The following is a 13,141-nucleotide window of genomic DNA, read 5'->3' as shown; positions in this document are numbered from 1 at the left end:
CAGCCGGTCGTCCCCAAGGGAGGGAAGAGACATGCAACGCAAGCTGACCGTGGTGCTGGCCCTGTCCAGCCTCGTCACGGCTGGGGCGGTCGGTGTCGCCACCGCCGACGCCGCGGAGCTCCCCGTCTACGGGGTGAAGAGCTCCGGTCTCGACCAGGAGCAGACGCAGAAGCTGCAAAGATCCTTCGGCCTCAAGGACGTTCAAAGATCCGAGTTCGGTGCGGTGTCGTTCGCCGACGAGCAGCGCTACCAGTACGTGCCGACCGTCGACAAAGGACAGGGCAAGCCGGACGAGGACGGCGAGCCCACGACGTTGACCGCGCTCGACCTCGACGCGCTCAAGCGCATCACGTCCATCCCCACCGACGAGGCGGCGAAGCGCGCGCAGGAAGGTCTCCGCGCAGCCGGTGTGCTGCCGGACAACGCGACGCCCACCGCGCAGTACACGACGTTCGAACTGGCGGATCCCAACGGCCGCAACGCACTCACGGCGAACCTCGACACGTCGGTGTCCTACACGTTCCAGCTCGGCGGCATCCCGCTGGAAGGCGAGGGCGCGAACATCCGCGTCTCCTTCGACGCGCAGGGCGTGACGTCGGTGAGCCACGCCGCGCGCACCTACGGCCAGGCGGGCACGGTGAAGGTGCACGACCTCGCCACCGGCGCGAGGTTGTGCTCGAAGTTCCTCGGCACCCAGGCGCGCGCCGACTACGTCTACGTGGCCCCGCCGCTGGAGGACAAGGTCGAGCAGCTCGAGCCGTCGTTCCGCTGCACCGGCGGCAACGCGGACAAGGGCGCGGCCCAGGCCATCACGCTGCCCGCGGCCGTCGGAGCCGAACTGCCGCAACCGACCGAGCCGCAGCCGCCGCGCGAGCAGACGTTGCAGGCTCAGGAGATCCGCGAGGTCGGCATGGAGGGCACCGGCAACTGCTCCGGCCTGCCCAACACCGTCGCGAACGTCAACAGCTTCGACGCCGAGGCCGGCGCGCACGGCATCAACCGCAACTTCAAGTGGCTCGACGGCAACGCGTGGGAGAGCGACTTCAAGGACCCGATGTTCGCGGGCGGCGACGACAACAACTGGGCCGACGACGTCGACATGACCTACTGGCAGGGCCACGGTTCCGGCACCGGCTTCTACTTCACCGGCTGCTCCAACCACAACGACACCAAGCTCGCCAACACCGACGCGCGCTGGGGTCAGAACGACGTCGAGTGGATGAGCCTCTTCACCTGCCTCATCCTGGAGGACACGACCGGCGGCCTGAACTGGGCGCAGCGCTGGGGCCAGGCGTTCCGCGGCCTGCACCAGATCAACAGCTTCACCACGGTCAGCTACAACTCGTCCAACCACGGCGGCAAGTTCGGCCACTACATGTGGCGCAACCCGTTCCTGTGGTGGAACAAGCCGATGAAGGTCCGCGACGCGTGGGCGCAGGCCAGCATCGACACGCAGCCGGCCTCCGTGCGCTGGGCGACGATGGGCGTCTACAAGGCCGGCGCGTACGTCAACATCGACGACTACTTCCACGGCAAGGGCCCGGTCGGACCGGACACGCTGCCCAACGGCTGGTTCTGGCGGATCTCCGGCGCGAGCTAACCGAGATCGCGCACTTTGAGTCGTGCCACACCAACTGAAGTGAGCAGGACAGCCACCGCCGCGAGCCCTACGAGGGGCGCGGCGGTGAGCTGTTCGCCGGTCAGCACGCGCGGCAGGAAGTGGAACGGCGACACCAGGTTTGCCACGTCGTAGGAGATGCCCAGCGACGGGCCGACGATCTCGCCGAACATGTTGACCGCCAGCCACACCACGAACGAGATGGCCGCGGCGGCACGCGGCACGAACCCCACCGCGAGCATCGCCACCGCACCCACCACCAACGCGGCGGGCACCTGGAGCAACGCCGCCGTCAGTACCTTTAGATCGCCACGTCCGGCGGCGAGCCCGGCAACGGTCATCATCGCCACGGTCCCCGTGATGGCCACGGACAGATGCCCGGCCGCCCACCGCATCCGGCTCGTCGCCGTCGACAACAACAACTCGGCCCGCCCGGACGTCTCGTCCGCCCGCAGCCGCAGCACCACGAGCACCGGGAACAACGCCGCCGCCCCGCCCAGGCTGATCATGATCATCCACAGCAGCGTGTCGCCGATCGGGCCGGTGCCGTAGCGGTGCAGGAACTCGGCCATCACCGACGAGTCGCCGATCGAGCCGCGCATGCCCGACGTGACGCCGCCCATCGTGGCTCCGGCCAACGCGAACGCCGTGACCCACCCGATGAGCTGAGTCCGGTGCACCCGCCACGGCAGGTTGACGTCACCGCCCGCCTTCCCCGGCCGCGCGGGCACCACGCCGGCCCCCTCGTCACGGCTCCGGTTCAGCCAGAACGCCCCTGCTGTCAGCGCGGCGGTGGCGACGAGCGGCACCACGATCACCCAGCTGGAGGTGAGGAACAGGTGGCTCCACCCGTTGGGGGAGAACCAGCGCAGCCACAGCACGCCGCTGCCGTCCGCCGCGAACCGCACCCCGTAGGTCACACCCAGCGCGCCGCACGCGATCAGATGCGCGGTCGAGGACCGTTCGGTCAGCTGAGCGGCGATCCCGGCCACCGCCGCGAACACCAGTCCGGGAGCGGTCACCGCGAGGCCGAACCTCGGTCCGCCGATCAGCGTCACCAGGAGGCCGACCACGATCGCCGCTCCCATGGCGAGGCCCAGCGCGGAGATCAGCGGCGCGTACCGGGAGATCGGGGTGGAGCGCAGCAGTTCCTGGCGGCCGGATTCTTCTTCGGACCGGGTGTGCCGCAGGACGATGAGGATCGCCATGAGCGCGGTCAGCGTGAACGCGACGTCGGCGATCTTCCAGAGGATCAGGCCGTGCAGCGTCGGCGCGGTCAGCTGTCCGGTGAACGCGGTCAGCGCTGTGTTGCCTTCGAGGTCGTGTGCGAAGGATCGAGCGGCCTCGGGGGTCGGGAACATGCGGGTGTACTGGCCGGTGGTGCTCAGGACCACGCCCGCGATGAGCACGATCCAACTGGGCAGCAGCACGCGGTCGCGACGCAGCAGGAACCTCAACATGCTTCAGAAGCTACACATGTTTCACAAACTTGTGAAGGATCACCGCTTGGCGGGACGTCCTGAAGGCATCCGCAGCACCGGACGGAACGGCTCCCCGGCGTTGTACAGCTCCTCCAACTCCGTCACGTAAGCCAGCACGGCGGGATTCACGATGTCCGCCAGCGACCGCACCCCGGCCTGAGGCTCGTAGGAAGCGAGGTACGTGGCCGCCGCGCGAGCGCGCTCCAGCACCGACCTGTCGAAGTTGATCGTCCTTTGGACCCGCCGGGTGGTTTGTCCGCCCTCACCGGTAGGCTGATCCACGCCTGGAGCACTAGGGGAGGCTGTGATTCCGTCCACACTTCCGTCCGGCGCGAGGTCAGGTTCGAGCATGGGCGAATCTCCTCGGAGTCGTCGCTCAGGGTCGCACCCGCAGCGTCTCCGAGCGGGGTCGCGAACCGGCCGATCAGGGCTTTCACATGCGTGTACTCGTGCACCCCATCAAGACGCACACACTGTGTGTGACCAGGGCCTTCGCAGTCGGGTGAACATTGCCAGCGACGGAGAGAATCTTGGTCCGGGTGTTCCCCACTGACGTCTCCTCAGTGATGATGTGTCGGCCAGATTAGACGTAATTCCTCCCAGGGGGAACGGCCAGATGATCTACCGCCCGCACCAACAGCTTCACACCTCGTGACGAACTCGTGTTCTACTCGTAGCGCAAGCCCGAGCGCACTCTGGAGTACCAAATGACCGCCATGGACCTGGTGACACTCGCTCAGCAGCAGCCGACGGTGCCGGGCACAGGCAATGTCCGCGGCTGGATCCTGGACAACATCGTTCCGCTGCTCCTCCTGACCGTCGCGCTCCTCCTCCTGTGGCTGGGAGGCGGCAAGGGTGACAACGCGGGTGTCATGCGCCGCCTCGGTGGTGTGATCGTCGCCCTGGCCATCATCGGCCTCGCGGTCACGACCGACGCGGGCTCGAACATCGGCAAGTGGCTCGCCGGCCTGTTCGTCGGAGGCTGATCCGTGCGGGTTCGCACTGACGACGAGGTCTACCGGGTCGACGCCGTCTGGCTCGGCCCGCCCAAAGCGACTTTTCCCTGGCGCGCGCGATACGTCGCGTGGGGCGTCGGGATCGTCGTTTTCCTCGTCGTACTCACGATCGAGCGGCAGATGGGCGTCGGCTTCGGGTTCTTCTCGACGGCCTGGGCTCTCGTCGCGACGATCATCCTCACACGCTTCATCACCCAGCGGATCAGCCATGAGCGGCCCCTCACGGCCGTCATGTCGATGTGGGTCCGCGAGCTCACCGCACCTCGAGAGCGCACGGCAAGTACCGGCGGAGCGGCCAGTGCCGCCCGGATCCGGGTCAGTCCGCAGCGGCCTCGTCCCAAGTTGAGCAAGAAACAACGGGCGAGACAGCAGGCCCAGCACCGCCGGACGTCAGCCAGCCGTAAGAAGGAGGTTCGCGGTGTTCGGACGCCGGCGAGACCGTGACCGTCGCGCAGCGCAGCACATCGCCCAGCACGCCGCGGCCGACCCCCGCGAGCGTGAGCGGGCCGCATATTCGAAGCGCGGCCGCCGCCTGCCCGGCGAGCAGGCCGTGCCGAGCTACACGCCGTCGATCGCCGCGCGCAGCATCGACGGCCATCTGCTGCGCACCGGCCAGGAGGTCTACGCCTGGTACCGGCTCGCGCCGCAGCGCTGGTCGTTCCGCAGCGACTCGCAGCGCCAGGACCTGATCGCCGCCATCGCGGGCCAGTACGCCGAGCTGCAGGGCCGCTGGATGCACCTGCGGGTCACGACGCGGCCGTACCCGATCCGCATGTGGGCCGAGGCGCACGTGCACAACGCCGTCAAGCGCCTGCCGGACACGCCCGGCACGCTGTCGTTCGACGACTACATGGTCGGCGAGCAGCAGCAGCTCATGGGCCGCTCGATGGCCGAGAAAGAGGTCTACCTGGGCGTCCAGGTGCAGACCCGCAACATGATGGACCGCGCCGTCGAACGCGCCGCGCCGGTGTTGCGCAAGGTCTTCCCGGACGCCGTCGACGCCGAGCTCGTCGCCCTGGACTCCGAGGTCGAGCACCTCGACCAGGTGATCGGGTCCGCGGGTCTCGAAGGCCGTCCCGCGACGGCCGAGGAGATGTCCTGGCTGATGCACCGGTCGTGCTCGCTGGGCCTGCCCGCGCCGCGCAACCTGCCCGCCGTGCCGGGTGCCGCGTGGGAACCGGAGGACCTGGCGTCCTTCACCGACGCCGCCGACTTCCACCAGGAGCCGTATTCGCCGACGGTGACCGTGCGCGGCCGCACCGGCTCGAACGCGGGCATCAAGCGGCACGTCGCGGTGCTCACGGTTGGGCTGATGCACGGTCTGCAGATTCCCGAGACGGACGACCCGTGGGTGCAGCGCGCGGACAGGCTCCCCGCGAGTGTGGAATGGTCCGCTCGTATTTACGTGCGCAAGCCCGAGGAAGTCTCGGGTGAGCTGTCGCGGCAGATGAGCAAGGTCCGCTCGCAGGTCCGCCACTACACCGACGAGCACGAGCTCGACCCGCCGCAGTCGCTCGCCCGCCAGGCCGGGCGCGTGCTGGAGATCGACGACGAGATGACGTCGGGCTTCACCGCGCTGGGCACCCGGGTGCGAAGCTGGTGGCGTCTTGCGGTGAGCGGCCCGACCGAGCGTGAGGCCCTGCGCCTGGCCCAGTCGCTGCTGGAGCTGTACAAGCCGAAGGTCGCCATCGAGCACCCCGAGGCGCAGTACGCGATCGCCCGCGAGTTCATCCCCGGCGAACCGCTGTCGAACGGCGCGTACCTGCGTCGCGGCTCGGTGTTGTGGGCGGCGAGTGCTGTCCCGACGGCGACGGCCGAGGTCGGTGACCGCCGCGGAATCCTGCTCGGCGAGACCGTCACGGCCACCCGCCGCCCGGTCGCGTGGGACCCGTGGATGGCGCAGGAGCTCCGTGACGCCTCGGGTCTGACGGCGATGGTCGCGGGCCTCGGTGCCGGTAAGTCGTTCCTCGGCGGCGGCATGGTCTACAAGACGCTGCGCTCCGGCGCGCACTGGACGTTGCTCGACCCGTCCGGCCCGCTGTCGGCGCTCTGCGACCTGCCCGAGCTGCGGCCGTACGCGCGGCCGATCAACCTGCTCAACGCCCAGCCCGGCATTCTGAACCCGTACCGCGTGGTCGCCGAGCCGATGATCGAGCACTTCCTCGACGAGGAGGACCCGGAGAGGGCCTGGCGTCGTGAGAAGGCACTGGCGGCGGCGACTCGTCGTCGCCTGGTGCTCGACGTGCTCACGGGTCTGCTGCCGTTCGAGGTCGCGCGCCTGCCGCAGACGCGCATCGTGCTGCTGCGCGCCGTCCGCACGGTCGGTGGCCGCTTCGACGCACACCCCGGTCTTGTCTTCGAGGCGCTGCGCCGTGACGCGTCCGAGCACCACGAGCACGCCGTCGTCGTCGCGGACTTCCTCGACGAGATGCGCGAGCGCATGTCGTTGCTGATCCCCGAGGACAACGCGGACCCGTACAACGAGCAGCGCGACGACAGGCTCACGGTGCTCACCATGGCGGGCCTCAACCTGCCGAAGGACGGCGTCGGCCGCGAGCACTGGACGGACGCGGAGTCGCTCGGCGTCGAGATGCTGAACCTGGCCGCCTGGCTCACCCAGCGCTCGATCTACGACCGGCCGAAGGACCTCCGCAAGGGCGTCTGGATCGACGAGGCGTTCTTCCTCTCGGAGGTCCCGACCGGTCGCGTGCTGATGAACCGCTTCGCACGTGACTCGCGAAAGTGGAACGTCCGCGTGCTGCTGTCGTCCCAGATTCCCGCCGACTTCCTGAGGATCCAGGGCTTCGTCGCACTGCTCGACTCGGTCTTCGTCGGCAGGCTCGACGACGACCAGGCGCAGGCGGATGCGTTGCGGCTGCTCAAGGTTCCGGTCGGAGCCGGGTACGAGCAGGTGATCGCGTCACTGGGTCGTCGACCGGGTGGCGAGCGCACTGCGACCGAACGCGACCGCGCGCCGAGGCAGTTCATCTTCGGTGACGGTGCCGGTGGCGTAGAGCGCATCCGCATCGACTTCAGCGGCCCGCACCTCGAACACCTGCGCAACGCCCTCGACACGACCCCCGATGCCAAGCGCGACAACGGCAAGGGCGAGCTCGTGCCGACGGACGACAACGCGGCTCCGCAGCCGCCCGCCTACGTGCCCGACGAGATCGACGACGAACTGGCGGCGGACATGGAGCTCGGACTGACGGAGGACGAGGCCCACCTGGTGGGCCACGGTGACGGCTCGAACCGCCACCGGGACGGCGCCGCATGACGGCGCTGACGATCGTGCTCGCGATCGCCGCCTTGCTCTGGGCAAGGCGGCGGTTCGCGCTGCGCACGTCAGCTCGAAGCCGTTCTGTCATCGCGGTTTCGGTGATCTTGGCTCTGCAAGTGGTGATCGGTGCTCCGGCACACGCCCAGTCGTGTGGCGAGGCACCGAACCCGGAACGGCCGGGCGCCGGCATGGTCGGCGCGCTCGACCCGCCCGTCGGCAACGGCCTGCCCGGCTCGCCGTACCTCGACTACGGCTACGCGGGCATGGTCTGGCACAACTACCAGCCCAAGTGCAACATCGTCCCGGACGCCAACGCCACGATCGACACGTGGGCGGGCAACGAGCTCTTCAGCATCGGCAAGAACATCGTCGGTGCCACGAACGCGTTGCACTACACGGTGATGGGCCGCGGCCTGCTGGTTCCGCTCGACGACGCCGTGAAGAACGGCGTGCAGAAGGTCTACGACAACGTCTACCTGCGCTGGTTCGGCCTGGTGGCGTTGATCCTCGCGATCCTGATGTTCCGGCAGATCTGGACCGGCGACTTCGCCACGATCTCCAAACGCGGGCTCTGGGCGTTGGCGGCCATGTGGCTGGCAACGTCCACATTGGCCTTGCCGCAGTTCTACAACCTCCTCGACAACACGCTGGTCTCGAAGACGTCCGAGATCCAAGCAGGGTTCATCGAGGCACCCGAAGAGCAAGGCACACTGCACGTTCTGCCGACGAAGCTGCACGACGCCGTCGTCTACCAAAGCTGGCTGCGCGGTGCGTTCGGCACACCGGAAGCACCGCAGGCCGCCGAGTACGGCCCGCGCATCCTCAAGGCGCAGGCCTGGACGACGTCGGAGATCGCGGAGCACAAGGACGCGGACCAGGCGGCGCTGGAAGCCAAGAAAGCCGAGTGGAAGGCCCTCGAAGCCCAGCTCGGCACCGCCAAGGGCTACTTCGACGGCACCGACGGCAGCCGCACCGGCGCGGGATTCCTGGCGCTGCTGCAGTCCATCGCGTTCTCGCTGTTCCAGCTGTTCGCGAAGGCCGCGGTGCTGCTGGCCCAGCTGCTGCTGCGCATTCTCACCTTGGCGGGACCGCTCATCGGTCTCGTCGCGTTGATCCACCACGACCTGCTGCGCAAGGTCGCGCGCGCGGCCGCCGTGACGGTGTTCAACGTGCTGGTGCTCGCGGTTCTCGCGGGTGTCCACGCGTTGCTGCTGCAGGCGATCTTCAACGCGACCGGGCTTTCGTTGCTGACGCGCACTTTGCTCGGCCTGATGCTGACACTCGTCTGCTTCGTGATCGGCAAACCGTTGCGCCGCATGTGGCAGATGGTCGAGATGTCGGTGGGCTCCGCGGGCAACGTCCTGCCGATGAGCGGCGGCGTCTGGTCGAAGATGATGGGCCGCAAGAAGCAGACCGGCCCGACGCCGCAGGACGAGTTCTGGGACTCCGTGCGGGAGAACGAGACCGACGAGGCGGCGCCGCAGCGCGGTCGTGGCCGGGTCCGCCCGGAGGCCTCGAACCCCGTCATGGCGACGGCCCAGCGCCTCGACCGCGACGCGCAGCCCGGCCAGATCGTCAGCGGTGGCGACGGTTACGGCGTGCGTGCCGGCGCACTGCCCGCGGGATCCGGTCCGGCGGCGTTGCCCGCAGCCCGGTCGCGCGTGGTGGACAGCCCGACGGTCACCGACAGGCAGTGGGACAGGGTCGACGACGCGGTGCTCGTGCCGTCGCGGTCCTCGAGCTACTCGGGTCCGGTGCAGGAACCTCGCAGGGCCGAGACAGAAGTGGTGGCAGGGCGTCAGGTGCACGTGATCTACCGGCCGTCGCGCGGCTTCGAAGTCCGAGACAACTAGAGAGGGGGACGCTAGATGCCCATTCGCACCAACCGCGGCCGTGCCGCGGTCTACCGCAGGCTCTGGGGCTGGCCGCTGCGTTCCCCGCGGCACCTCGCCGCGTCGATCATCATCTTCGTGGTGGTGGTCGTCGCGCTCGGCGTGATCATCCCGAAGGTGCTGGACCGCAAGCCTTCCGCGCCGAACACCGCGGCCGGCCAGTCGTCCTCGCAGGGCACCCAGGTCGGTCAGCTGCCGACCAGCGGCGCCTCGCTGCCGACCAAGGTCCCGCCGCCCTCGAACTCCGCCTCGGCCGCCCCGCCGGCCGCTGACGCCCAGCTGATCGCGGAGCTGTGGGCGGAGAACTGGATCAAGCCGCCGCCGGACAACGACGTGAACAAGTGGCTCGCGCAGCTCCGTCCGTACACGACGGAGGAGTTCCTCGCGCAGATGGCCACGATCGACCCGAAGAACGTGCCGGACAAGATCACGCAGAAGGTGACGCCGAAGAAGTCGTACGTGTCCTCGGCGGACTTCGAGATCGGCACGGACATCGGCAAGGTCGTCATCACGCTGGTGAAGACGCCGGCCAACGAGTGGCGGGTAAACAGCTACACGAAGGCGGACTGACCATGCGCCTGATGCTGCTGATAGGTGCTCTCGTCGCGATCGTCGTGATCGCGGTCGCCACGTCCGGCGTCACGCAGGTGGTCAGCAACTCCACGAACCCCGCGGCACAGGGCGCTTTCAAGCTGTCGAGCTGCAACGCGGCCATCGGCCCGTGGGACTCGGGCGGCGGCGACAAGGGTCAGCACGACGCGTCGCGGCTCAACGACGAGCAGCGCAACATCGTCGCCCGGATCATCTCCATCGGCCAGGAGCGCAAGCTGCCGCCCCTCGCGTGGCAGATCGCGATCCAGGCGGGCATGACCGAGTCGGGTCTGCGTCCGCTGAACTACGGCGACCGCGACTCGCTGGGCATCTTCCAGATGCGTCCGTCGATGGGCTGGGGCACCGAGGCCGAGGTCGTCGATCCGACGTACGCGATCAACAAGTTCTACGACGTGCTGCTGAAGGTGCCGGACTGGGAGAGCAAGCGTCCCGGCGACTCGGCGCAGGCGGTGGAGCGGTCGGCGTTCCCCGACCGGTACCACAACTGGGAGGCCATGGCGGCGTTCCTGCTGGGCGAGCTGGGCCAGATCACCGACCCGGCCGGCTGCGGTTCGGGCGCGGGCCAGTTCCTGCTCGCGTCGAACGCGGCGGGCGTGGCGATCCAGTTCACCAAGGAGCAGCTGGGCGAGCCGTACCTGTGGGGCGGCAACGGCCCGGACGCGTGGGACTGCTCGGGAATCCTGGTCAAGGCCTTCGGCGCGGCCGGCGTGAAGATCCCGCGCGTGGCCAACGACCAGTACGAACAGGGCGGCGCCCACCTCCCGGTGCGCGACGCCCAGGCAGGCGACCTGATCTTCTGGGCGACTGACACGTCCAACCCGCGAACGGTGCACCACGTGGCCATGTACCTCGGCGGCGACGAGTACATCCATGCACCCCAAACGGGTGACGTAGTGAAGATCAGCAAGATCAACTGGGATTATCACGAGTTGATGCCGCTGGCCGTCCGGCCGGGCGTGTAGATCGCGGGGAGGCGCTGCATGTTCAACCACGACCCCATCCCGAGGCCTTCCGGACCGCCCGCGTCGAGCACACCAGTGCGTGACTACATGGCGTCCGGCGGTCCGGGTGTGTCGCCCGACTACGTGGTGGTGCCACGAGCGCTGGCCGAGGCCATGCCGCTGCCGTGGCAACAGCACTTCACCCACCTGCTGGCCGAGTTCCACCGCACCTACGGCCACCTGAACTGGCCGATCTACCGGGTGGTGCCGTCCCGCTACGAGAAACTCGCCGACCTCGACGAGGAACAGCTCGCGGAGGTCGGCGCCATCATGGAGATCGACTCCGACGGTTCGCTGGTCTACCGGGACCGCGCCGGGCGTAAGATCGAGAACGCCGAGGATCGCACGGTGCTGGTGTCGTGTTCGGACCCGATTCCGTCGGAGTACGCCAACGCCAACCAGTCCACGCCTCCTCGCGGGTTCCCCGCGCCACTGGGAGGCGAACGCCGATGAGCGACAAGAGCGGTTGGTACTTCTGCCTGACCCACCAGACGGTCGAGCAGGGCAAGGGCTGCAAGGGGCCGGACCGAATGGGGCCTTATCCGGACGAGGCCACCGCGGCTCGTGCGTTGGAGATCGCCCGTGAACGCACTCGCGCCGCCGACGAGGCGGACCGGAAGTTCCGCGGCGACGACGAGGACTGAGGATTTTTCGAGCGAGGCCCAGGGCGCGTGCTCCGGGCCTCGTTCTGTGCGCACGCCTAGTCTGTGCGGGTGGCTTCGATGGTGATCCGCACTGGTCGCGCTGACCTGGCGTTCGACGGCATCCGCACCGAGTTCGGGCTGCGGTCCTCCTTTCCCGCGGCCGTGCTCGCCGAGGCCGAGGCGGCGGTGTCCCGCTCTCCTGGCGACCGCCCCGACCTCACCTCGATCCCGCTGGTGACGATCGACCCGCCCGGCGCGAAGGACCTCGATCAAGCGCTGTGCGTGCAGAAGTCCGGTGACGGCTTCGTCGTGCACTACGCGATCGCCGATCTCGGGCTGTTCGTGACGCCGGGCGAGGCTCTGGATCTGGAGGTCCGGCAGCGCGGCCAGACGATCTACCTGCCTGACGGCAACGTGCCGCTGCACCCGACCGTGCTGTCCGAGGGCGCGGCGTCGTTGCTGCCCGGCGTGGTGCGGCCCGCGGTGCTGTGGACGTTCACGTGCTCGGCGGCTGGTGTGTCGACCGCGGTCGAGGTGCGGCGGGCGTTGGTGCGGTCGCAGGCGCAGTTCGACTACGCGTCGGTGCAGGAGTCGTTCGACGCCGGAAACCCGCACCCGTCCGTTGCGGCTTTGGCCGAGTTCGGGCCGTTGCGGCGGGCACTGGCTCGTGAGCGCGGGGCCATCGAGCTGCAGCTACCGGAGCAGGAGATCGAGTCGAACGGTGAGGGCTGGAAGCTCGTCACCCGGCCGCGTGCCGCCGTCGACTCGTGGAACGCCGAGATCTCGCTGATGACCGGGATGGCGGCGGCGTCGCTGATGCTCGAAGCCCGTGTGGGAATCCTGCGGACGCTGCCTGATCCGGATGTGGCGGCGGTCAAGACGTTGCGCAAGTCCGCGGCCGCGTTGAGGGTGCCGTGGCCGGCGGACGTGTCGCCGGGTGCGTTCCTGGCGGGACTCGACGCCTCGAAGCCCGAGGCCTTGGCGCTGTTCACCGATGCCACGCGGCTGCTGCGCGGCGCGGGCTACTCGGCGTTCAACGGCACCGTGCCCGAGGTCGTGACCCATGCGGGCGTTGCGGCTCCGTACACACACGTGACGGCACCACTGCGCAGGTTGGTCGACCGGTTCGCCACGGAGGTGTGCCTGGCCGTTTCGGCTGGTCAGGAGCTGCCTTCGTGGTTGGCCGAGGCCTTGCCGCAGCTGCCGTCGCTGATGGGTGCGTCGGACTCGCTGGCGTCCAAGGTCGAACGGGCCTCGCTGGACCTGGTCGAGGCGTGGGTGCTGGCCGGTCGCGTGGGGCAGGAGTTCGACGCCGTGGTGCTGCGGTCGGGAGAGAACGACGCCGAGGTGTTCGTGGCTTCGCCGCCGATCCTGGCCAAGTGCGCGGGCAAGCGGCTGCCCGAGGCGGAGACGGTTCGGGTGCGGCTGGTGGAGGCGGATCCGGTGGAGCGGAAGGTCCGGTTCGAGAAGGCCTGAGCACGCTCGCGCAAGGGTCCCCTCTGGCTTGGGATCCCTCGCAGCCCACGCTACTCGGCGGGTCCGACATTCCCGGCGGGCCGAGGAGCCCAAGGTCACGTTGCACAGCCCGCTCCCGGCC

General features: G+C 68.9%; 12 protein-coding genes. 10 read left to right on the top strand and 2 right to left on the bottom strand.

Annotated features, from left to right (window positions below; translation table 11 throughout):
- Positions 1-31 precede the first annotated feature (31 nt).
- Positions 32-1,600, top strand: coding sequence for a DUF6345 domain-containing protein (locus AB0M24_RS40320; protein ID WP_363779045.1), 1,569 nt, complete (start codon positions 32-34; stop codon positions 1,598-1,600).
- Here AB0M24_RS40320 and AB0M24_RS40315 read toward each other — a convergent pair.
- Together AB0M24_RS40315 and AB0M24_RS40310 are read right to left on the bottom strand one after the other, a co-directional pair.
- Positions 1,597-3,078 carry a hypothetical protein gene (locus AB0M24_RS40315; protein ID WP_363779043.1) on the bottom strand — a complete coding sequence of 494 codons (1,482 nt, stop codon included), beginning with the start codon at positions 3,076-3,078 and terminating at the stop codon, positions 1,597-1,599. The two genes, AB0M24_RS40320 and AB0M24_RS40315, sit on opposite strands and share 4 nt — an antisense overlap.
- Before the next feature lie 39 nt (positions 3,079-3,117).
- Positions 3,118-3,381, bottom strand: a complete 264-nt coding sequence (locus tag AB0M24_RS40310) for a hypothetical protein (protein WP_363779041.1) — start codon at positions 3,379-3,381, stop codon at positions 3,118-3,120.
- A gap of 425 nt (positions 3,382-3,806) precedes the next feature.
- Between AB0M24_RS40310 and AB0M24_RS40305 the strand changes: the two genes are divergently transcribed.
- The 9 genes from AB0M24_RS40305 to AB0M24_RS40265 all read left to right on the top strand — a co-directional run bounded on the left by AB0M24_RS40305 (position 3,807) and on the right by AB0M24_RS40265 (position 13,020).
- Positions 3,807-4,085, top strand: a complete 279-nt coding sequence (locus AB0M24_RS40305) for a hypothetical protein (RefSeq protein ID WP_030472642.1) — start codon at positions 3,807-3,809, stop codon at positions 4,083-4,085.
- A gap of 3 nt (positions 4,086-4,088) precedes the next feature.
- Entirely contained in the window at positions 4,089-4,559 is a 471-nt protein-coding gene (locus tag AB0M24_RS40300) for a hypothetical protein (protein ID WP_045313344.1), read from the top strand.
- A gap of 19 nt (positions 4,560-4,578) precedes the next feature.
- The gene (locus tag AB0M24_RS40295; RefSeq protein ID WP_363779153.1) at positions 4,579-7,392 is read left to right on the top strand and encodes an ATP-binding protein; all 2,814 of its coding nucleotides are present in this window, start codon (positions 4,579-4,581) and stop codon (positions 7,390-7,392) included.
- Positions 7,389-9,248 (top strand): hypothetical protein, encoded by a 1,860-nt coding sequence (locus tag AB0M24_RS40290; RefSeq protein WP_363779039.1) that lies wholly within the window; start codon positions 7,389-7,391, stop codon positions 9,246-9,248. The genes AB0M24_RS40295 and AB0M24_RS40290 overlap by 4 nt, the downstream gene beginning before the upstream one ends.
- Positions 9,249-9,263: 15 nt before the next feature.
- Entirely contained in the window at positions 9,264-9,857 is a 594-nt protein-coding gene (locus AB0M24_RS40285) for a hypothetical protein (RefSeq protein WP_363779037.1), read from the top strand.
- A gap of 2 nt (positions 9,858-9,859) precedes the next feature.
- Positions 9,860-10,861, top strand: a complete 1,002-nt coding sequence (locus AB0M24_RS40280; protein WP_363779035.1) for a C40 family peptidase — start codon at positions 9,860-9,862, stop codon at positions 10,859-10,861.
- 18 nt (positions 10,862-10,879) lie between these two features.
- On the top strand, positions 10,880-11,353 hold the full coding sequence (locus tag AB0M24_RS40275; protein WP_363779033.1) for a hypothetical protein: 474 nt from the start codon (positions 10,880-10,882) through the stop codon (positions 11,351-11,353).
- The gene (locus AB0M24_RS40270; RefSeq protein ID WP_363779031.1) at positions 11,350-11,544 is read left to right on the top strand and encodes a hypothetical protein; all 195 of its coding nucleotides are present in this window, start codon (positions 11,350-11,352) and stop codon (positions 11,542-11,544) included. The genes AB0M24_RS40275 and AB0M24_RS40270 overlap by 4 nt, the downstream gene beginning before the upstream one ends.
- A 78-nt stretch (positions 11,545-11,622) precedes the next feature.
- Entirely contained in the window at positions 11,623-13,020 is a 1,398-nt protein-coding gene (locus tag AB0M24_RS40265; RefSeq protein WP_363779151.1) for an RNB domain-containing ribonuclease, read from the top strand.
- The last annotated feature ends 121 nt before the right edge of the window (positions 13,021-13,141 follow it).

Source organism: Lentzea sp. NPDC051838 (assembly GCF_040681245.1).
In the GTDB taxonomy this organism is placed as follows: Bacteria; Actinomycetota; Actinomycetes; order Mycobacteriales; family Pseudonocardiaceae; genus Lentzea.
Note: the sequence above shows the minus strand (reverse complement) of the source record. Positions and strands in the feature narration are given on the sequence as shown.

Bases quoted from the DNA above. Each gene is read 5' to 3' on its own strand.
- AB0M24_RS40320 (WP_363779045.1), top strand. From the start codon at position 32: ATGCAACGCAAGCTGACCGTGGTGCTGGCCCTGTCCAGCCTCGTCACG.
- AB0M24_RS40315 (WP_363779043.1), bottom strand. From the start codon at position 3,078: ATGTTGAGGTTCCTGCTGCGTCGCGACCGCGTGCTGCTGCCCAGTTGG.
- AB0M24_RS40305 (WP_030472642.1), top strand. From the start codon at position 3,807: ATGACCGCCATGGACCTGGTGACACTCGCTCAGCAGCAGCCGACGGTG.
- AB0M24_RS40290 (WP_363779039.1), top strand. From the start codon at position 7,389: ATGACGGCGCTGACGATCGTGCTCGCGATCGCCGCCTTGCTCTGGGCA.
- AB0M24_RS40285 (WP_363779037.1), top strand. From the start codon at position 9,264: ATGCCCATTCGCACCAACCGCGGCCGTGCCGCGGTCTACCGCAGGCTC.
- AB0M24_RS40280 (WP_363779035.1), top strand. From the start codon at position 9,860: ATGCGCCTGATGCTGCTGATAGGTGCTCTCGTCGCGATCGTCGTGATC.
- AB0M24_RS40275 (WP_363779033.1), top strand. From the start codon at position 10,880: ATGTTCAACCACGACCCCATCCCGAGGCCTTCCGGACCGCCCGCGTCG.
- AB0M24_RS40270 (WP_363779031.1), top strand. From the start codon at position 11,350: ATGAGCGACAAGAGCGGTTGGTACTTCTGCCTGACCCACCAGACGGTC.
- AB0M24_RS40265 (WP_363779151.1), top strand. From the start codon at position 11,623: ATGGTGATCCGCACTGGTCGCGCTGACCTGGCGTTCGACGGCATCCGC.